Here is a 19,754-nt window from a genome sequence, read left to right on the forward strand (position 1 = left end):
TATTGAAAGTGACATCTAATAACAGTTGTTGTTGATTGAGAACAAATAAGTTTATGTGAAAAATATATAAACACATTAGCTGGTATTGTGTGTCATCTTATTTTTTGTTGTTGCCACACAGGGATATGAATAATAACTAAAAGGACACTTTACATGAGCGGAAAACCGGCAGCGCGTCAGGGAGATATGACCCAGTACGGTGGTCTCATTGTCCAGGGTTCGGCAGGTGTAAGAATTGGCGCGCCCACCGGCGTGGCCTGTTCAGTGTGCCCGGGCGGAGTCACTTCCGGCAACCCGGTAAACCCGCTGCTGGGAGCGAAGGTGCTGCCTGGCGAGACGGATGTTGCGCTGCCCGGCCCGCTGCCGTTCATTCTCTCCCGCACCTACAGCAGCTACCGGACGAAAACGCCTGCGCCGGTGGGGGTTTTTGGTCCCGGCTGGAAAGCGCCTTCTGATATCCGCTTACAGATACGTGATGATGCACTGATACTCAACGACAACGGCGGACGGAGCATTTGCTTTGAGCCGCTGCTGCCGGGTGAGGCGGTGTTCAGCCGCAGCGAGTCACTGTGGCTGGTTCGCGGCGGTAAGGCAGCGCAGCCGGACGGGCACACGCTGGGGCGGCTATGGGCGTCGCTGCCGGAAGATATCCGGTTAAGCCCGCACCTTTACCTGGCGACCAACAGCGCACAGGGGCCGTGGTGGATACTCGGCTGGTCTGAGCGGGTGCCGGGTATGGATGAGGTGCTGCCAGCGCCGCTGCCGCCGTACCGGGTGCTGACCGGGATGGCAGACCGCTTCGGGCGGACGCTGACATACCGGCGTGAGGCCGCAGGCGACCTGGCCGGGGAAATCACCGGCGTGACGGACGGTGCCGGGCGGGAGTTTCGTCTGGTGCTGACCACGCAGGCGCAGCGGGCGGAAGAGGCCCAACAGCAGGCGGTTGTCGCCGGAGCAAAGCAGCCGGACATTCCTGATTCACTGCCGGAGAGCACAGAATACGGCGCTGACAGGGGTATCCGCCTTTCAGCGGTGTGGCTGACGCACGACCCGGCCTACCCGGAGAGCCTGCCCGGTGCGCCACTGGCGCGGTACACGTATACGGAAGCTGGTGAACTGCTGGCGGTATATGACCGCAGCGGGACACAGGTGCGCGTTTTCACGTATGACCCGCAGCACCCGGGCCGGATGGTGGGGCACCGTTACGCGGGAAGGCCGGAGATGCGCTACCGCTACGACGATGCGGTGCGGGTGACAGAGCAGCTGAACCCGGCAGGCTTAAGCTATACCTACCAGTATGAGAAAGACCGCATCACCATCACCGACAGCCTGAACCGGCGTGAGGTACTGCATACAGAAGGCGGGGCCGGGCTGAAGCGGGTGGTGAAAAAGGAACTCGCGGATGGCAGCATCACCCGAAGTAAATTTGACTATATGGGGCGACTCCAGTCACAGACGGATGCAGCAGGCCGGACAACAGAATACAGTCCGAATGTGGTGACGGGACTCGTCACGTGCATCACCACGCCGGACGGCAGGAAATCGGAATTTTACTATAACAATCAAAACCAGTTAACCTCAGCCTCCGGGCCTGACGGACTGGAAATGCGCCGGAAATATGATGAGTACGGGCGTCTGACGCAGGAAACCACCCGCAACGGCGATGTCACCCGCTACAGTTATGATAATCCACACAGTGAATTACCGGCCACGACAACGGATGCAACGGGCGGCACCCGGCAGATGACCTGGAGCCACTACGGGCAGTTGCTGGCGTTCACTGACTGTTCCGGGTATCAGACCCGCTATGAATATGACCGCTTTGGTCAGATGACGGCGGTTCACCGTGAGGAAGGTATCAGCCTTTACCGCAGCTATGACAACCGTGGCCGGTTAATCTCAGCAAAAGACGCGCAGGGCCGTGAAACCCGTTACGAATACAACACCTCAGGCGACCAGACCGCCGTCATTGCCCCGGACGGCAACCGGAGCGAGACACAGTACGATGCATGGGGAAAGGCGGTCAGCACCACGCAGGGCGGGCTGACGCGCAGTATGGAATACGACGCTGCGGGACGTGTCACCACACTGACCAACGAGAACGGCAGCCACAGCGCCTTCCGTTACGACGCGCTGAACCGCCTGGTACAGCAGAGTGGTTTTGACGGGCGGACACAGCGTTACCATTATGACCTGACCGGAAAACTCACGCACAGTGAAGACGAGGGACTTGTCACCCTCTGGCACTACGACGAATCGGACCGTATCACTCATCGCACGGTGAACGGCGAAGCGGCAGAGCAGTGGCAGTACGACGCCCACGGCTGGCTGACAGACATCAGCCATCTCAGCGAAGGCCACCGGGTGGCGGTGCATTACGGCTATGACGCCAGAGGCCGCCTGACCAGTGAGCGCCAGACGGTGGAGAACCCGGAGACGGGAGAACAGCTCTGGCAGTATGAGACCCGGCACGCGTACAACGAACAGGGGCTGGCAAACCGCGTCATACCGGACAGCCTGCCGCCGGTGGAGTGGCTGACGTATGGCAGCGGCTACCTGGCGGGAATGAAGCTGGGCGACACGCCCCTGGTGGAATACACCCGCGACCGCCTGCACAGGGAAACGGTGCGCAGCTTCGGTAATAACGCATACGAGCTGACCAGCACCTACACCCCCGCCGGGCAGCCGGAGAGTCAGCATCTGAACAGCATGGGGTTTGACCGTGACTACAGCTGGAATGATAACGGCGACCTGGTGCGCATCAGCGGCCCGCGACAGACGCGGGAATACGGCTACAGCGCCACGGGCAGGCTGGAGAGCGTGCGCACCCTTGCATCAGACCTGGACATCCGCATCCCGTATGCGACGGACCCGGCGGGAAACCGGCTGCCGGACCCGGAGCTGCACCCGGACAGCACGCACACGGCGTGGCCGGATAACCGCATCACTGAAGACGCACATTACCTGTATCTCTACGATGAATACGGCAGACTGACGGAGAAGACGGACCGCATCCCGGCGGGTGTAATACGGACGGACGACGAGCGCACCCATCACTACCATTACGACAGCCTGCACCGCCTGGTCCATTACATCCGTATCCAGTATGAGGAGCCACTGGTGGAGAGCCGCTATCTCTACGACCCGCTGGGACGGCGGACGGGTAAACGGGTGTGGCGTCGCGTGCGTGACCTGACGGGGGGGATGTCGCTGTCGCGCAGGCCAGAAGTGACATGGTACGGCTGGGACGGAGACCGGCTGACGACGGTACAGACAGACACCACGCGAATCCAGACGGTCTACGAGCCGGGGAGCTTCACGCCGCTCATCCGCATCGAAACAGAGAACGGCGAGCGGGAGAAAGCGCAGCGCCGCAGTCTGGCGGAGAAGTTGCAGCAGGAAGGGAGTGAGGACGGTCACGACGTGGTGTTCCCGGCTGAACTGGTGCGGCTGCTGGACAGGCTGGAGGAGGAAATCCGGGCAGACCGCGTGAGCCGTGAAAGCCACGCGTGGCTGGCGCAGTGCGGGCTGACGGTGGAGCAACTGGCCAGACAGGTGGAGCCGGAATACACACCGGCGCGAAAAGTTCATCTTTATCACTGTGACCACCGGGGACTGCCGCTGGCGCTCATCAGCGAAGACGGCAATACGGCGTGGAGTGCGGAGTATGATGAATGGGGTAACCAGCTGAATGAGGAGAACCCGCATCACCTGTACCAGTCGTACCGCCTTCCGGGTCAGCAGTACGATGAGGAGTCGGGGCTGTACTATAACCGGAACCGGTATTATGACCCGTTGCAGGGGAGGTATATTACTCAGGACCCGATAGGGTTAGCGGGAGGATGGAACCTGTATCAATACCCATTAAATCCGATCACTAATATAGATCCGTTAGGATTATCATCTCCAAGTGAAATCACTAATATTTATCAATTTGTTCTAGGTAAGGTGAAGAATAATTATTTAGTTTGTAACCACAGTAGACCAAAAGATTGCTATGCTGAATGTGCGCATCTTTTGCCATCTCCTTCTGGAGATTTACAATCATCAGAGTACCGAAAATGTTATCGTGAATGTACGGGGGCTTTATAGTGAAAAAAGAACAAGCTATTGAAGTGAAAAACCTTTCTTTATCTGCTGTTAGGGATTTAACTAGTATATTACATATTCCCGAAAGAAGTATTTCTCAAGATGAATATGAAAAATTAAAAGAAGGTGTTGGTAGAGCAATTGGTGAAATTCAAACTAGATTATTGGATTTTATTTGCGCTCAATATCCTGAGCTTAATGATTTATCATGAATAATAACTTGCATACTGCAAATGCGTTTTCGTTGATGTGTAAAGAATTTACTAATTAAACTGACTAGTCCTGATATAAGTTGACACTTTTCTGTTTGTAAAACGCCTGATGAACGTCATCGGGCGTTTTGTATTTCAGGGCCAGATGTGGCCGCTCACAGTTATAAATTGTCACGGACTCTTTTACCATTTCCCGGGCCTGCGCCGGGTCTGCAGGACGCGAGAGTAAAAACTCATTTTTCAGGATCCCGTTTATTCGCTCAGCCAGTGCGTTCTGGTAGCAGTCATAACCATCAGTCATTGAACAGGTTATTCCATTTCTCTCATGGACTGACTGATAAAGGGCTGAACAGTATTGCAACCCTCTGTCAGAGTGATGTACCAGAGGACCTGTCGTTTTTCTTCGCCTCAGAGCCTGTCTGAACGCTTTTACCACATTTTCTGTCTGCAGATTTTCCCCGACATGGTAACCCATGATTTTTCTGGAGCAGGCATCAGTGACCAGACTCAGATAAGCCATGCCGCTGAGCAGGGGAAGGTAAGTCATGTCGGCAACCCAGACCTGCTCTGGCTCAAGGGCGGTAACCTGCTCCGGGCCGGGTTTCAGCAGATTGGGATGCCGGTAAAAGCGGTGATGGCTGTTGGTGGTTTTGTGATATGCCCGTTTTACTGGCACCAGGAGCCGGTATTCATCCAGCAGGTTAAACAGGCGGTCTCGTCCGATATTCAGCCTTTTATCGGCCTGAGTGTTCAGCAGATAGTGCAGTTTACGCGCACCGATTCGAGGCTGACGACATCTGATACGGGCAACAAAATCAAGAACCTGAGCATGATGTTCCTGGCGTTTTCTGCGCCTTGCGTTGTCCTGATACCATGCCTGTCTGCTGTGCCCCAGGAACTGACATGCACGCGTAACAGTTATTTTTGGGGCCGAACTTTGCGCGAGGACTTGCCGGGCCGCTTTTTTACGATACTCACCCCGTAATCATTTTTCAGGACATTGATAACCGACTCAAAAAACTCAGCTTTCTGGTTCGCCAGCTCAAGCTGCTCTTCAAGTTCCCTGATTCTTTGCTCGGGTGTGAGCGGGATAGTTGTCTGAGTCACAGGCAGTTTCCTCTTCACCAGATCAGGAAGTCCGGGACTCCAGTCAAGCTGGCCATATTTACGCAACCAGACAAGAACGGTGGAGCGCCCCTGAATGCCATACCGCTGCTGGGCCTGTTTATAGGTCATCTCGCCTTTTTCAACCTGCTCAACAACAGCTATTTTAAAGGATAGAGGGATAATCACGTTGGGTGCGTTTGAACTCAGTCATCATCACGTTCTCCGGATTTAAGTCTGGAACGTGTCAACGCTATTCAGGACGGGTCAGTCCATTGACAAGATTTTAGAGGTAGCAAATGGCCCACATCCCGGAAGCAGAGTTGCAGCACCTGAAGGCCGCAATCTCCCAGGTCGCCTACGACAACGATCCGGCGGTGAAACAGGCTTCTTCCTTAGCCGCTGACGGGATCGCGCCGTTCCGCCTGGTGTTCCCGGCAGGGATGGATGCCAACGAGTATCTATGTAAGGTGTCAGAGCCGGAGCGGGCTTTCCGGGTGGTGATCGACGGGGCGGTCTGGATGGGTGATGCGGGAGGACGTGGAGGATGCGAAGAGTATTGCCCAGCAGGCCAGCGCGGAGCCTGCACACCTCACTTCATTAGCTGCCGGGGGGCTGTCATACCCGCAGCCGTTGCCCCTGCGCCGGGCGTCAGCGTGGAAGCCCTGGCTGATGGTGAACTGATGATCGCTTTGCCGGGTGAACGCTGGACGATCCGGGGCTTAAGCCGCAAAACTAATGCGGACGCGTGGAGCGAGTGGTATGATGACCGGGCGCAAAAACGCACATCGGGAAAGATGAGTTAACACGCTGTAAAATAAGTAAAAGGTGATGGACGGGAAGCCAGAAACGGTGCGGGGGTGGCGTGTTAAAAAGTGTGACCCGTACCGGATCGTCCCGATGATCCGATAGGGCAGGCAGATGGAATCTGTATCATTATTCGTTAAATCCAATTTCAAATATAGATCCATTAGGATTAGAAATACTAAAATGCATTAAGCCGCTGCATTCAATGGGCGGAACTGGTGAAAGAGGCGGTCCAGATATATGGGGGAATCCGTTCTATCATCAATATCTTTGTGTTCCAGATGGTAAGGGGGACTATATTTGTGGTGGACAAGACCAACGGGGAGAATCAAAAGGAGATGGTTTATGGGGGCCAGGTAAAGCAAGTAATGACACAAAAGAAGCTGCTGGTCGTTGTGACCTCGTTGAGACCGATAATAGTTGTGTTGAAAACTGTTTGAAAGGGAAGTTTAAAGAGGTAAGACCACGTTATTCTGTATTGTCCGATAAATTCATATCTCTAAGGTTATGGCTATTCAAAAATTGTCAAGCCTGGTCTGATGATTCTTTAGAAACTTGTAAGATGAAGTGCTCCGGAAATAATATTGGACACTTTATTAGATTTATATTCATCGGAGTGATGTAATGAGCTGTGTTATCTTTTTGTTCAGGGCTATATGGTTGGTATTGTCAATTTTAATACTATTTTTTTTCTATGTATAGGCTTTCACTATTAGACTCCACTCGTGATGTGAGTGAGTTAATTAGTCTTATGTCTTATGGAATGATGATGATATGTTTTCCGACAGGCATGGTATTTTTTATGGCTCTAATGTTTATAGGGATTATTTCAGAAGTTATTGGCGCAAGTATTGATAATAAATATATTACGGCGATAATAATATGGTTATTTTTTTCTGTCTGGAGGCTATCTTCAATGGTTTGTATTAAGTAGGCGCATTATAAACAAATGAACAAATTAAGTTAATTGCTTTTAGTATATATAACAGAGAACGGAGAGTTGGAGAAAATGCAGCGCCGCATCCTGAGGTGGTTATTTTAAGAAATATTCCATTGTGGGAGTTAGGAATTCAGAAGGGAAATATTCTGGCACAGTGAGTATTGGTCACGGATTAGGTGGCTTTGTTGGCGAACTGACCTGTTCGCAAAGTTTACGGTGTTTTTTACAATTGGTGGGGTATTAACATATGAAAATAAAAATAGGCATGGTTATTATAGCAGTAATGGTTTTCATGTTTTTTGGGAAAGATATTACTCATCATGCAATAAAAGCTGATGCTGATATTAGAAAGGTCGCGCAGAATAAAGTGGTTTTTATTCAGCAGTTATATAATCAGGATGAAGCGGGAAAATCTATTCAGATACAAACAATGAATTTAAAAAAGCAACATCGAAAGAATTTTTTATATCGCTGATGAAAGAAAAAGGCAAGCGTTTGGAAGTTTAAATAAATTGGATTTATTGGCGAGTAATGTAGTCAATCATAACGTTGTGATTTTAACCTATCGCTCTACATATGATTATTACTCTTTAATAGAGGAATTTGAATTTACTAAAGACAATAATGGTGAACTGTATTTGAGCACTTTTTATGTCGATGATAGCGGTAAGCTTGGCGAAGTCATTAAACTATAGAAAGTAATACGTTTTAATAAAATTAGTATAAATAAGTGCAACATTTATTTGATTTATGAGTAATAGAATCTTAAGCCGGATGGAGTGGGGTATATCCGGCTAAATGATCTTTATGAAACAGGAAATACGTCCCTCATCACTGCGCCTTAACCCACTCCATCACTTCAGCCCACTCACCGCGAAAGACAACCTTTTCCGCTTTCTTCTCAAGCTGATAGCGATACATCGGGTCGTAATACTCTTCAAGTAACGGCACCAGCCAGGCCAGATGACCGTCGGTGCTGCCGGTTGCGAGTTGCGTTGTCAGCGCCGCATCCAGTCGGGCAGCCAGTTCGTTATATCGTTGTAGCCCCAGCCGACGCTTAATCGCCGAAAGTCCGTGATGCAGGTACTCGCAATACTCTTGCCAGCCCTGTTCGTCGCCGTACACGTGGGTAAAATCATGATGCATACGCAAGAAATATTCTTCGTTCAGGCGTTCAAGACGGATCTCAAACGGGTCTTCCACCACAGCAATCGCCGCCTGGGTCATTCGCTCGCGCAGACATTCCGGCAGGTGATTAGAACCAATCATCCGGCTTTCATCTTCCAGTACCCACAGGCGTAGATCCTGACGGGCGTCGGTTTTTAGCATTTCGGCAGCCAGTAGGTTTTCAAAACTAGCCTGGCTAAGTTGCGGCTGTAATGTGCGACCAAAAGCAGAGCCGCGATGACGCGCCAGCCCTTCCAGATCAACACCGTTCGGCTGTTGCTGCACTAACAGCGTTTTACCACTGCCGGTACAACCGCCAATCAGCACTATCGGTTTTTGTGACAGTTCAATGGTCGCCTGAATTGCGGCCTGGCGCAGTGCCTTATAACCGCCTTCCACCAGCGGATAATCAATTCCCGCTTCATGTAGCCAGCGTTGCACAATATGCGAACGTTGACCGCCACGGGCGCAGCAGAGAATACCTTGCGGATTTTGCAGGCACGCTGCCCGCCAGGCGTCCATGCGCTGCTGACGAATTTCACCCGCCACCAGTTTATGCCCCAGCGCCAGCGCCGCGTCTGACCCTTGCTGTTTATAGCAGGTGCCAACGGCGGCGCGTTCATCGTTATTCATTAACGGCAGGTTGATAGCGGCGGGCATTGCGCCTTGCTCAAACTCAATGGGGGCGCGAACATCAATAATGGGCGTATCAGCAATCAGCAGGGCACGATAGTCCTGTTCCGTGTGTCTCTCTTGCATAGTTAAAAGTGAACCTCAAATCAGCTTGCGCGCTATTTTACGCGCCAACGCGCGAGGAAACTTGATTTTTAACTGTGTGAGTTGCCGAAAATTTCTAAAAATCCGCTGATTTCTGGTCTGCGCTGGGTAAACAAGGTCACAATATCTTCTACCGCTTTGCCGCTACCAAATTTGCGCCATGCCAGACTCAATGGCGAAGGAGGGCGCATCGTTGGGATGACCCGGCTGACCAGTTGTTGATTATCGATCATTGACTGGCAAAGTGATTTTGGCAAAAAACCAATGCCAACGCCCGCCAGATGGGCGGCGATTTTCGTCTCCATGTCCGGAACGAGAATCTCTTTTTGCCCCGGCAATCGCCAGGCGACTCGCTTGGTTAAGGTGCGGGCGCTGTCTTCAATATTGACCGCCGGAAAGCGCCGTAACTGCGCTTCTGTTAGCGGCTCTTCAACGTTCGCCAGCGGATGATCCGCCGCCATGACAAAGCGCCATTGCACCGAACCTAAAGGATCAAGGCTAAAAGTATTTGCCAGCGCCTCGGTTCCTGTGACGCCGATAGCCAGTGAAAAACCTTCGTACAATAGTGAGTCCCAGACGCCCATATAGATTTGTCTGGAGATGTGAAACTGGGTAAAGGGGTAACGTTCGTTCAGCCACGCCAGCAGTTGGGCGACGGCCTGGGAGTTGTAGAGCAGGTTGTTGATGACGATGTTTACCTGGCGTTCTACGCCATCATTCACCTGTTGCAGCTCGCTGGGCATACTTTCCAGCCAGCTCAGCCAGTCTCTGGCCTGACAAAGCAGATGCTCGCCAGCCGCTGTCAATGTCACGCTGCGAGTGGTACGGAAAAACAGCGCCACCCCGGTATTTTCTTCCAGAAGTTTAATGCGATAACTGATGGTCGCCGTGGTTTTACATAATCGTTCTGCCGCTTTTGAAAAACTTCCTGTTTCAGCAACCGCAATGAAAGTACGCAAGGTTTCTGGATCGAACATCTTCAGGTATCCCCTTTTTAAATCAGCGAGTTGCGTGATTTTCTGTCCTTTGATTTACCTGTATTTTTACATGATAACCCTGCGTGATTTGTGGGCTAAATCTAGTTTTGGAAAAATATTCCAACTTTTGTGTTGATGTTGTTCTCTTAAGGTTTTAGATTGCCTGTTATTGAAACCAAGCTGACCGGTCGGCGCTGGTTGAACGGAATTATGTTACAAGGACAAAAAGATGAAACTTCAGGTATTACCGTTAAGTCAGGAAGCCTTCAGTGCTTATGGCGACGTAATCGAAACGCAGCAACGGGATTTTTTCCATATTAACAATGGACTGGTGGAGCGTTATCACGATTTGGCGCTGGTTGAGATTCTTGAGCAAGACCGTACGCTTATCAGCATTAACCGCGCGCAACCGGCGAATCTGCCGCTGACCATTCATGAACTTGAGCGTCATCCGCTGGGCTCTCAGGCGTTTATCCCGATGAAAGGCGAAGCGTTTGTGGTGGTCGTGGCGTTAGGCGATGAAACTCCAGATCTGTCAACGCTGCGGGCGTTTATCACCAACGGTGAGCAGGGCGTGAATTACCATCGTAATGTCTGGCATCACCCGCTTTTCGCCTGGCAGCGAGTCACTGATTTTCTGACCATCGATCGCGGCGGCAGCGACAACTGTGATGTTGAAAGTATTCCTGAACAGGAACTCTGTTTTGCGTGACGGCTGAAACCGACTTGCATAAGATAAACGAATTGTTCATTGTTTATGCTCACTTGTAGGTCGGAGTTAACGTAGGTATGACGGAAGTTAGACGGCGCGGCAGGCCAGGACAGGCGGAGCCTGTGGCACAGAAGGGCGCACAGGCGTTAGAGCGGGGAATTGCGATTCTGCAATATCTGGAAAAAAGTGGGGGAAGTTCGTCGGTTAGCGATATTTCTCTCAATCTGGATTTGCCGCTCTCCACGACCTTTCGCCTGCTGAAGGTTTTACAGGCTGCAGATTTTGTCTACCAGGACAGTCAGTTAGGCTGGTGGCATATAGGATTAGGTGTCTTTAACGTCGGAGCGGCGTACATCCATAACCGCGATGTCCTCTCCGTCGCCGGACCGTTTATGCGCCGCCTGATGTTGCTTTCCGGCGAGACGGTCAATGTCGCGATTCGTAACGGCAATGAAGCGGTATTAATTGGTCAGTTAGAGTGTAAATCGATGGTCAGGATGTGTGCGCCGCTGGGCAGTCGTCTGCCGTTACATGCTTCCGGCGCAGGCAAGGCGCTGCTTTATCCGCTGGCGGAAGAGGAGCTGATGAGCATCATCCTGCAAACCGGTTTGCAGCAGTTTACGCCAACTACGCTTGTGGATATGCCCACCTTGCTGAAGGATCTGGAACAAGCGCGTGAACTGGGCTATACCGTAGATAAAGAAGAGCATGTTGTTGGCCTGAATTGCATAGCTTCAGCAATTTATGATGATGTGGGTAGTGTTGTTGCTGCTATCTCCATCTCCGGGCCTTCATCAAGACTGACAGAAGATCGTTTTGTCAGTCAGGGTGAGCTGGTAAGAGACACCGCCCGCGATATCAGCACGGCGTTGGGACTGAAAGCACATCCATAGTGTCTGTCGCATCCCGCTCTGCGGAGCGGGTTTTTTTGACAAAATTTGAAAGTTGGAAAATTTTTCCAATTAATAGAGGTAGGAATAAAATGGCAAAAATGAGAGCCGTTGACGCGGCAATGTATGTGCTGGAGAAAGAAGGTATCACCACCGCCTTCGGCGTTCCGGGAGCAGCAATCAATCCTTTCTACTCAGCGATGCGTAAGCACGGCGGTATTCGTCACATTCTGGCGCGTCACGTGGAAGGTGCGTCGCACATGGCGGAAGGCTACACCCGCGCAACGGCAGGGAATATCGGCGTATGTCTGGGAACCTCGGGACCAGCAGGCACTGACATGATCACTGCGCTCTATTCCGCTTCTGCTGATTCCATTCCTATTTTGTGCATTACCGGTCAGGCTCCGCGCGCCCGTCTGCATAAAGAAGATTTCCAGGCCGTTGATATTGAAGCAATTGCTAAACCGGTCAGTAAAATGGCGGTTACAGTACGTGAAGCGGCGCTGGTGCCTCGTGTGCTGCAACAGGCATTTCACCTGATGCGTTCTGGTCGTCCGGGGCCGGTACTGGTGGATTTACCGTTCGACGTACAGGTTGCGGAAATCGAGTTTGATCCTGACATGTACGAACCGCTGCCGGTCTACAAACCTGCTGCCAGCCGTATGCAGATCGAAAAAGCTGTAGAAATGTTAATCCAGGCCGAGCGTCCAGTGATCGTTGCCGGGGGCGGGGTTATCAACGCCGATGCTGCCGCTCTGTTACAACAGTTTGCCGAACTGACCAGCGTTCCGGTGATCCCAACGCTGATGGGCTGGGGCTGTATCCCGGATGACCACGAACTGATGGCCGGGATGGTGGGTCTGCAAACCGCGCATCGTTACGGCAACGCAACGTTGCTGGCGTCCGACATGGTGTTTGGTATCGGTAACCGTTTTGCCAACCGTCATACCGGTTCGGTAGAGAAATACACCGAAGGGCGCAAAATCGTTCATATCGATATTGAGCCGACGCAAATTGGCCGCGTACTGTGCCCGGATCTGGGTATTGTCTCCGACGCCAAAGCGGCACTGACGCTGTTGGTTGAAGTGGCGCAGGAGATGCAAAAAACCGGTCGTCTGCCGTGCCGTAAAGAGTGGGTCGCCGACTGCCAGCAACGCAAACGTACTTTGCTGCGTAAAACTCACTTCGACAACGTGCCGGTGAAACCGCAGCGCGTGTATGAAGAGATGAACAAAGCCTTTGGTCGCGATGTTTGCTATGTCACTACCATCGGCCTGTCACAAATTGCTGCGGCGCAAATGCTGCATGTCTTTAAAGACCGTCACTGGATCAACTGTGGGCAGGCAGGCCCGCTGGGCTGGACCATTCCGGCGGCGCTGGGGGTGTGTGCTGCTGATCCAGAGCGTAATGTGGTGGCGATTTCCGGTGACTTCGACTTCCAGTTCCTGATTGAAGAATTAGCCGTTGGCGCCCAGTTCAACATTCCGTACATCCATGTGCTGGTCAATAACGCCTATCTCGGCCTGATTCGTCAGTCGCAGCGCGCATTTGATATGGATTACTGCGTACAGCTCGCGTTTGAAAATATTAACTCCAGTGATGTGAACGGTTACGGCGTTGACCACGTGAAAGTGGCGGAAGGTTTAGGCTGTAAAGCGATTCGCGTTTTCAAACCGGAAGATATTGCTACGGCCTTTGAACAAGCGAAAGTCTTAATGAATCAGTACCGTGTCCCGGTGGTGGTAGAAATTATGCTGGAGCGAGTAACCAATATTTCTATGGGTAGCGAACTGGATAACGTCATGGAATTTGAAGATATCGCCGATAACGCAGTGGACGCGCCGACTGAAACCTGCTTCATGCACTATGAATAAGGGAGATAAATAATGTTACGTTTCTCTGCTAATTTATCGATGTTATTTGGCGAATATGATTTTCTCGCCCGTTTTGAGAAAGCCGCGCAGTGTGGTTTTCGCGGCGTTGAATTTATGTTTCCTTATGACTACGACATTGAAGAATTAAAACAGGTGCTGGCGAGTAATAAACTCGAGCATACGCTGCATAATTTACCTGCGGGTGACTGGGCGGCGGGCGAGCGGGGTATTGCCTGTATTCCTGGCCGTGAAGAAGAGTTTCGTGATGGCGTAGCAGCGGCGATTCGTTATGCTCGTGCGCTGGGTAATAAAAAAATCAACTGTCTGGTCGGTAAAACTCCGGCGGGTTTCAGCAGTGAACAGATTCACGCAACGCTTGTGGAAAACCTGCGTTATGCCGCGAATATGTTGATGAAAGAAGATATTTTATTACTGATTGAGCCTATCAACCATTTTGATATTCCTGGTTTCCATCTCATCGGAACTCAGCAGGCGTTGAAACTGATTGACGATGTAGGCTGCTGCAATTTGAAAATTCAGTATGACATTTATCACATGCAGCGGATGGAAGGTGAATTAACCAACACCATGATCCAATGGGCCGATAAAATTGGACATCTGCAAATCGCCGATAATCCACATCGTGGCGAACCGGGAACCGGAGAAATTAATTATGATTATCTCTTTAAGATAATTGAAAATTCTGACTACAACGGTTGGGTTGGCTGTGAATATAAACCCCAAACCACCACGGAAGCCGGTTTAGGCTGGATGAAACCGTACCGTTAAAACGTAACGCTGTTCAGACAATGCTTTTTTAGGCCGCTACGTCGGCAGGGGATCGTGTTGTCTGCATTCAGGAATACCGATATTTAAAAGAGGTTAATTATGAAACTGGGATTTATTGGCTTAGGCATTATGGGTACTCCGATGGCCATTAATCTGGCGCGTGCCGGTCATCAACTGCATGTCACAACCATCGGTTCGGTGGCTGACGAATTACTGTCTCTCGGTGCCGTCGGTGTTGAAACTGCGCGCAAGGTAACAGAAGCGTCAGACATCATTTTTATTATGGTGCCGGATACGCCACAGGTTGAAGAAGTTCTGTTTGGTGAAAATGGTTGTACCAAAGCCTCGCTGAAGGGCAAAACCATTGTTGATATGAGTTCCATTTCACCGATTGAAACTAAACGTTTCGCCCGTCAGGTGAATGAACTGGGCGGCGATTATCTCGACGCGCCAGTCTCCGGCGGCGAAATCGGCGCCCGTGAAGGGACATTGTCAATTATGGTTGGCGGTGACGAAGCGGTATTTGAACGTGTTAAACCGCTGTTTGAACTGCTCGGTAAAAATATCACCCTCGTGGGCGGTAACGGCGACGGTCAAACCTGCAAAGTGGCAAATCAGATTATCGTGGCGCTCAATATTGAAGCGGTTTCTGAAGCCCTGCTGTTTGCTTCAAAAGCCGGTGCGGACCCGGTACGTGTGCGCCAGGCGCTGATGGGCGGCTTTGCTTCCTCGCGCATTCTGGAAGTTCACGGTGAGCGCATGATTAAACGTACCTTTAATCCGGGCTTCAAAATCGCTCTGCACCAGAAAGATCTCAACCTGGCGCTGCAAAGTGCGAAAGCACTGGCGCTGAATCTGCCAAACACCGCAACCTGCCAGGAGTTATTTAATACCTGTGCGGCAAACGGCGGCAGCCAGTTGGATCACTCTGCATTAGTGCAGGCGCTGGAGTTAATGGCGAATCATAAACTCGCCTGATAAAAAGGCATCGTTGCCGATAAAGCCTCGATGCCTGCAATAAAAATGGCCGATATCAAATAATTGATTCGGCCGGCAGTAAAAAAAGAAAGCAGCCAACGACGTTGCTTCAGTATTAAAAAAACTATTTTTTATTTTATTAGTTCCTCATAGCTAGATTAAAACAGCGTTATTCGATACGTGAAATTAAGAGGGATTTATGGAACATCAGAGAAAACTATTCCAGCAACGCGGATATAGCGAAGATTTATTACCGAAAATGCAAAATCAACGTACCTGGAAAACATTTAACTACTTTACCTTATGGATGGGTTCGGTTCATAACGTTCCCAATTATGTAATGGTCGGCGGCTTTTTTATTCTCGGCTTGTCTACCTTTAGTATTATGCTGGCAATTATCCTTAGCGCCTTTTTTATTGCTGCGGTAATGGTATTAAACGGTGCTGCGGGCAGTAAATACGGCGTACCTTTTGCCATGATCCTGCGAGCTTCGTATGGTGTGCGTGGCGCACTGTTTCCCGGACTATTAAGAGGCGGGATTGCCGCCATTATGTGGTTTGGTTTGCAGTGTTATGCCGGATCGCTGGCGTTTTTGATTCTGATTGGCAAAATCTGGCCGGGATTTTTAACTCTCGGTGGTGATTTCACTCTGTTAGGGCTTTCGCTGCCCGGCTTGATTACCTTCTTGCTCTTCTGGCTGGTGAACGTCGGTATCGGCTTCGGTGGCGGCAAAGTATTAAATAAATTCACCGCTATTCTTAACCCGTGCATCTATATCGTTTTCGGCGGCATGGCGATTTGGGCGATTTCGCTGGTAGGGATTGGTCCAATCCTCGACTACATTCCGAGCGGTATTCAGAAAGCAGAAAATAGTGGCTTCCTGTTCCTGGTGGTGATTAACGCGGTAGTTGCAGTCTGGGCGGCACCAGCAGTTAGCGCATCCGACTTTACGCAAAACGCCCACTCGTTTCGTGAGCAGGCGCTGGGGCAAACGCTGGGTTTAGTGGTTGCTTATATCCTGTTTGCGGTCGCTGGGGTGAGTATTATTGCCGGAGCCAGTATTCATTACGGCGCGGATACCTGGAACGTGCTGGATATTGTTCAGCGTTGGGACAGCCTGTTTGCCTCGTTCTTTGCGGTACTGGTTATTCTGATGACGACCATTTCCACGAACGCCACCGGTAATATTATTCCGGCCGGTTATCAGATTGCCGCTATTGCACCGACGAAACTGACCTATAAAAACGGCGTACTGATTGCCAGTATTATCAGCCTGCTGATCTGTCCGTGGAAATTAATGGAGAATCAGGACAGTATTTATCTGTTCCTCGATATTATTGGTGGGATGCTGGGTCCAGTCATTGGCGTGATGATGGCGCATTATTTCGTGGTCATGCGCGGGCAAATTAATCTCGACGAGCTGTACACCGCAGCAGGTGATTTTAAATATTACGATAATGGTTTTAACCTCACGGCATTCTCAGTAACTCTGGTTGCGGTTATTTTATCTCTCGGCGGTAAATTTATTCCGGTCATGGAACCGTTATCGCGAGTTTCATGGTTTGTCGGCGTTATCGTCGCCTTTGCGGCCTACGCCTTATTAAAGAAACGCACAGCAGTAGAAAAAACAGGAGAGCAAAAAGTCACAGGTTAATTAATCCCGATATTGAACATTGAGTTAAAAAACAATCTGTATTTTACAAGGAGTTTGTTATGTCTTTTGATTTAATTATTAAAAACGGCACCGTCATTTTAGAAAACGAAGCTCGCGTTGTCGATATCGCCGTTAAAGGCGGAAAAATTGCCGCTATCGGTCAGGATCTGGGCGATGCAAAAGAAGTTATGGATGCGTCTGGTCTGGTCGTTTCTCCGGGTATGGTCGATGCGCACAGCCACATTTCTGAACCGGGTCGTAGCCACTGGGAAGGTTATGAAACCGGCACTCGCGCAGCGGCAAAAGGCGGTATCACCACCATGATCGAAATGCCGCTCAACCAGTTGCCAGCAACCGTTGACCGCGCATCGATTGAACTGAAGTTCGACGCCGCTAAAGGTAAGTTGACTGTCGATGCGGCACAACTGGGTGGCCTGGTGTCTTACAACATCGACCGTCTGCACGAGCTGGATGAAGTGGGCGTTGTCGGCTTCAAATGCTTCGTTGCGACCTGTGGCGATCGTGGTATCGACAACGACTTTCGTGACGTAAACGACTGGCAGTTCTTCAAAGGCGCGCAGAAGCTGGGCGAAATGGGGCAGCCGGTGCTGGTGCACTGCGAAAACGCCCTGATCTGTGATGAGCTGGGCGAAGAAGCGAAACGTGAAGGTCGCGTAACCGCACATGACTATGTGGCTTCTCGTCCGGTATTTACCGAAGTGGAAGCGATTCGCCGCGTATTGTACCTGGCGAAAGTTGCCGGTTGTCGTCTGCACGTTTGCCACATCAGCAGCCCGGAAGGTGTTGAAGAAGTGACTCGTGCTCGTCAGGAAGGTCAGGATGTTACCTGTGAATCCTGTCCGCACTACTTTGTTCTGGATACCGATCAGTTCGAAGAAATTGGCACCCTGGCGAAGTGTTCACCGCCGATCCGCGATCTGGAAAACCAGAAAGGCATGTGGGAAAAACTGTTTAACGGTGAAATCGACTGCCTGGTTTCCGACCACTCTCCATGCCCGCCGGAAATGAAAGCTGGCAACATCATGAAAGCATGGGGCGGTATCGCCGGTCTGCAAAGCTGCATGGACGTTATGTTCGATGAAGCGGTACAGAAACGCGGTATGTCTCTGGCAATGTTTGGCAAATTAATGGCGACTAATGCAGCAGATATTTTCGGTCTGCAGCAAAAAGGTCGTATTGCCCCAGGAAAAGATGCCGACTTTGTCTTCATTCAGCCGAATAGCAGCTATGTTCTTACCAATGACGATTTGGAATATCGCCACAAAGTCAGCCCGTATGTTGGCCGTACCATTGGCGCGCGTATCACGAAAACCATCTTACGTGGTGATGTGATTTACGACATCGAACAGGGCTTCCCTGTTGCACCGAAAGGTCAATTTATCCTTAAACATCAGCAGTAATCTGGCCCCAGCAATGCCCGCCTTCGCGGCGGGCATTCTCCGGTTAAGGTGTGTTTATGTTCAATTTTGCAGTCAGCCGCGAAAGCCTGTTATCAGGATTTCAGTGGTTTTTCTTTATTTTTTGCAACACGGTTGTGGTTCCTCCTACGCTGCTTTCGGCTTTTCAGTTGCCGCAAAGTAGTCTGCTTACGCTCACCCAATATGCTTTTCTTGCTACTGCGCTGGCCTGCTTCGCCCAGGCGTTCTGCGGTCATCGTCGCGCTATTATGGAAGGGCCGGGCGGCCTGTGGTGGGGAACCATCCTCACTATCACTCTTGGCGAAGCATCGCGCGGAACGCCTGTCAACGATATCGCCACCAGTCTGGCGGTGGGCATTGCGATTTCCGGCGTACTGACGATATTGATTGGACTTAGTGGATTAGGTCATCGCCTGGCGCGGTTATTTACTCCGACGGTGATGGTGCTGTTTATGCTGATGCTGGGCGCACAGCTGACCAGCATCTTTTTTAAGGGGATGCTTGGGCTGCCATTTGGCATTGCCGACCCGAATTTTAAAATTCAGCTTGCGCCATTCGCGCTCGCGGTGGCGGTGATGTGCCTGGTGCTGGCGATGATTATCTTCCTGCCGCAACGTTTTGCCCGTTATGGCCTGCTGGTCGGTACAATAACCGGCTGGTTGTTATGGTACTTTTGCTTTCCATCCTCGCACTCGCTTTCCGGGGAATTGCACTGGCAGTGGTTTCCGCTCGGCAGTGGCGGTGCTTTGTCGCCGGGGATTATTCTGACGGCGGTGATTACCGGGCTTGTGAATATCAGTAATACCTACGGTGCGATTCGCGGTACGGATGTTTTTTATCCGCAACAGGGCGCGGGGAATACGCGTTATCGGCGCAGCTTTGTGGCGACCGGATTTATGACGCTGATAACCGTGCCGCTGGCGGTAATTCCATTTTCACCGTTTGTTTCATCCATTGGTTTATTAACCCAGACCGGCGATTACACGCGGCGCTCGTTTATTTATGGCAGCGTTATTTGCCTGCTGGTGGCGCTGATTCCGGCGCTCACGCGACTGTTTTGTAGTATCCCTTTACCGGTAAGTAGCGCGGTCATGCTGGTTTCTTATCTACCTTTACTCTTTTCGGCGCTGGTGTTTAGCCAGCAAATTACTTTCACCGCGCGCAATATTTATCGACTCGCATTGCCGTTATTTGTTGGCATATTTTTAATGGCATTACCGCCTGTGTATCTGCAAGACCTTCCATTAACGCTTCGTCCTCTGCTCAGTAACGGCTTACTGGTCGGAATTTTACTGGCTGTTCTTATGGATAATCTTATTCCGTGGGAACGCATCAAATAATTTGT

At 51.0% G+C, this 19,754-nt stretch carries 14 protein-coding genes and 3 pseudogenes; 14 read left to right on the top strand and 3 right to left on the bottom strand.

Going from position 1 to position 19,754, the window contains the following annotated elements; genetic code table 11:
• The first annotated feature begins 153 nt into the window (after positions 1-153).
• Together WES_RS15255 and WES_RS23935 are read left to right on the top strand one after the other, a co-directional pair.
• Positions 154-4,092: an RHS element core protein gene (locus WES_RS15255; RefSeq protein WP_016159165.1), complete on the top strand. Its 3,939-nt coding sequence runs from the start codon at positions 154-156 to the stop codon at positions 4,090-4,092.
• Positions 4,092-4,301, top strand: a complete 210-nt coding sequence (locus tag WES_RS23935; RefSeq protein WP_147598562.1) for a hypothetical protein — start codon at positions 4,092-4,094, stop codon at positions 4,299-4,301. Before WES_RS15255 ends, WES_RS23935 begins: the two co-directional genes overlap by 1 nt.
• A gap of 64 nt (positions 4,302-4,365) precedes the next feature.
• Here the strand turns inward: WES_RS23935 and WES_RS23540 are convergent.
• Positions 4,366-5,622 (bottom strand): annotated as a pseudogene (locus WES_RS23540) (IS3 family transposase).
• Between the two features lie 82 nt (positions 5,623-5,704).
• On the opposite strand from WES_RS23540, the gene WES_RS15245 reads away from it, so the two are divergent.
• The 4 genes and pseudogenes from WES_RS15245 to WES_RS15240 all read left to right on the top strand — a co-directional run bounded on the left by WES_RS15245 (position 5,705) and on the right by WES_RS15240 (position 7,627).
• The gene (locus tag WES_RS15245) at positions 5,705-6,211 is read left to right on the top strand and encodes a toprim domain-containing protein (protein WP_016159162.1); all 507 of its coding nucleotides are present in this window, start codon (positions 5,705-5,707) and stop codon (positions 6,209-6,211) included.
• Between the two features lie 110 nt (positions 6,212-6,321).
• Positions 6,322-6,837 (top strand): annotated as a pseudogene (locus WES_RS22395) (RHS element protein); the annotation flags it as partial.
• Positions 6,837-7,165: pseudogene (locus WES_RS0121090) on the top strand (hypothetical protein). The pseudogenes WES_RS22395 and WES_RS0121090, both read left to right, overlap by 1 nt.
• Before the next feature lie 234 nt (positions 7,166-7,399).
• Entirely contained in the window at positions 7,400-7,627 is a 228-nt protein-coding gene (locus WES_RS15240; RefSeq protein WP_258286499.1) for a hypothetical protein, read from the top strand.
• Positions 7,628-7,983: 356 nt separating this feature from the next.
• Here WES_RS15240 and mnmH read toward each other — a convergent pair whose 3' ends face one another.
• Positions 7,984-9,078 (bottom strand): tRNA 2-selenouridine(34) synthase MnmH, encoded by a 1,095-nt coding sequence (gene mnmH, locus WES_RS15235; RefSeq protein WP_016235162.1) that lies wholly within the window; start codon positions 9,076-9,078, stop codon positions 7,984-7,986.
• A gap of 68 nt (positions 9,079-9,146) precedes the next feature.
• Entirely contained in the window at positions 9,147-10,073 is a 927-nt protein-coding gene (gene allS, locus WES_RS15230) for an HTH-type transcriptional activator AllS (RefSeq protein ID WP_016159158.1), read from the bottom strand.
• A 229-nt stretch (positions 10,074-10,302) separates the two neighbouring features.
• Between allS and allA the strand changes: the two genes are divergently transcribed.
• The 8 genes from allA to WES_RS15190 all read left to right on the top strand — a co-directional run bounded on the left by allA (position 10,303) and on the right by WES_RS15190 (position 19,749).
• On the top strand, positions 10,303-10,785 hold the full coding sequence (allA, locus tag WES_RS15225) for an ureidoglycolate lyase (RefSeq protein WP_000776380.1): 483 nt from the start codon (positions 10,303-10,305) through the stop codon (positions 10,783-10,785).
• 77 nt (positions 10,786-10,862) lie between these two features.
• Positions 10,863-11,678, top strand: a complete 816-nt coding sequence (allR, locus tag WES_RS15220) for an HTH-type transcriptional repressor AllR (protein WP_000141275.1) — start codon at positions 10,863-10,865, stop codon at positions 11,676-11,678.
• Between the two features lie 89 nt (positions 11,679-11,767).
• A complete protein-coding gene (gene gcl, locus WES_RS15215; protein ID WP_016159157.1) occupies positions 11,768-13,549 on the top strand; it encodes a glyoxylate carboligase in 1,782 nt (593 codons plus the stop codon).
• A 12-nt stretch (positions 13,550-13,561) separates the two neighbouring features.
• The gene (gene hyi, locus WES_RS15210) at positions 13,562-14,338 is read left to right on the top strand and encodes a hydroxypyruvate isomerase (RefSeq protein ID WP_016159156.1); all 777 of its coding nucleotides are present in this window, start codon (positions 13,562-13,564) and stop codon (positions 14,336-14,338) included.
• A gap of 99 nt (positions 14,339-14,437) precedes the next feature.
• Complete coding sequence (gene glxR, locus WES_RS15205) at positions 14,438-15,316, top strand: 2-hydroxy-3-oxopropionate reductase (RefSeq protein ID WP_016159155.1); 879 nt, start codon at positions 14,438-14,440, stop codon at positions 15,314-15,316.
• 199 nt (positions 15,317-15,515) lie between these two features.
• Positions 15,516-16,970: an allantoin transporter gene (locus WES_RS15200; RefSeq protein WP_000401078.1), complete on the top strand. Its 1,455-nt coding sequence runs from the start codon at positions 15,516-15,518 to the stop codon at positions 16,968-16,970.
• 59 nt (positions 16,971-17,029) lie between these two features.
• Positions 17,030-18,391, top strand: a complete 1,362-nt coding sequence (gene allB, locus WES_RS15195; RefSeq protein ID WP_000006875.1) for an allantoinase AllB — start codon at positions 17,030-17,032, stop codon at positions 18,389-18,391.
• A gap of 56 nt (positions 18,392-18,447) precedes the next feature.
• Positions 18,448-19,749, top strand: coding sequence for a uracil/xanthine transporter (locus WES_RS15190; protein WP_016159154.1), 1,302 nt, complete (start codon positions 18,448-18,450; stop codon positions 19,747-19,749).
• The last annotated feature ends 5 nt before the right edge of the window (positions 19,750-19,754 follow it).

This window comes from Escherichia sp. KTE31, from assembly GCF_000407925.1.
Lineage (GTDB): Bacteria > Pseudomonadota > Gammaproteobacteria > Enterobacterales > Enterobacteriaceae > Escherichia > Escherichia ruysiae.

Excerpts from the sequence above, each read along its gene's own strand:
- WES_RS15255 (WP_016159165.1), top strand. The coding sequence starts at position 154 with ATGAGCGGAAAACCGGCAGCGCGTCAGGGAGATATGACCCAGTACGGT.
- WES_RS15245 (WP_016159162.1), top strand. The coding sequence starts at position 5,705 with ATGGCCCACATCCCGGAAGCAGAGTTGCAGCACCTGAAGGCCGCAATC.
- WES_RS15240 (WP_258286499.1), top strand. The coding sequence starts at position 7,400 with ATGAAAATAAAAATAGGCATGGTTATTATAGCAGTAATGGTTTTCATG.
- mnmH (WP_016235162.1), bottom strand. The coding sequence starts at position 9,078 with ATGCAAGAGAGACACACGGAACAGGACTATCGTGCCCTGCTGATTGCT.
- allS (WP_016159158.1), bottom strand. The coding sequence starts at position 10,073 with ATGTTCGATCCAGAAACCTTGCGTACTTTCATTGCGGTTGCTGAAACA.
- allA (WP_000776380.1), top strand. The coding sequence starts at position 10,303 with ATGAAACTTCAGGTATTACCGTTAAGTCAGGAAGCCTTCAGTGCTTAT.
- allR (WP_000141275.1), top strand. The coding sequence starts at position 10,863 with ATGACGGAAGTTAGACGGCGCGGCAGGCCAGGACAGGCGGAGCCTGTG.
- gcl (WP_016159157.1), top strand. The coding sequence starts at position 11,768 with ATGGCAAAAATGAGAGCCGTTGACGCGGCAATGTATGTGCTGGAGAAA.
- hyi (WP_016159156.1), top strand. The coding sequence starts at position 13,562 with ATGTTACGTTTCTCTGCTAATTTATCGATGTTATTTGGCGAATATGAT.
- glxR (WP_016159155.1), top strand. The coding sequence starts at position 14,438 with ATGAAACTGGGATTTATTGGCTTAGGCATTATGGGTACTCCGATGGCC.
- WES_RS15200 (WP_000401078.1), top strand. The coding sequence starts at position 15,516 with ATGGAACATCAGAGAAAACTATTCCAGCAACGCGGATATAGCGAAGAT.
- allB (WP_000006875.1), top strand. The coding sequence starts at position 17,030 with ATGTCTTTTGATTTAATTATTAAAAACGGCACCGTCATTTTAGAAAAC.
- WES_RS15190 (WP_016159154.1), top strand. The coding sequence starts at position 18,448 with ATGTTCAATTTTGCAGTCAGCCGCGAAAGCCTGTTATCAGGATTTCAG.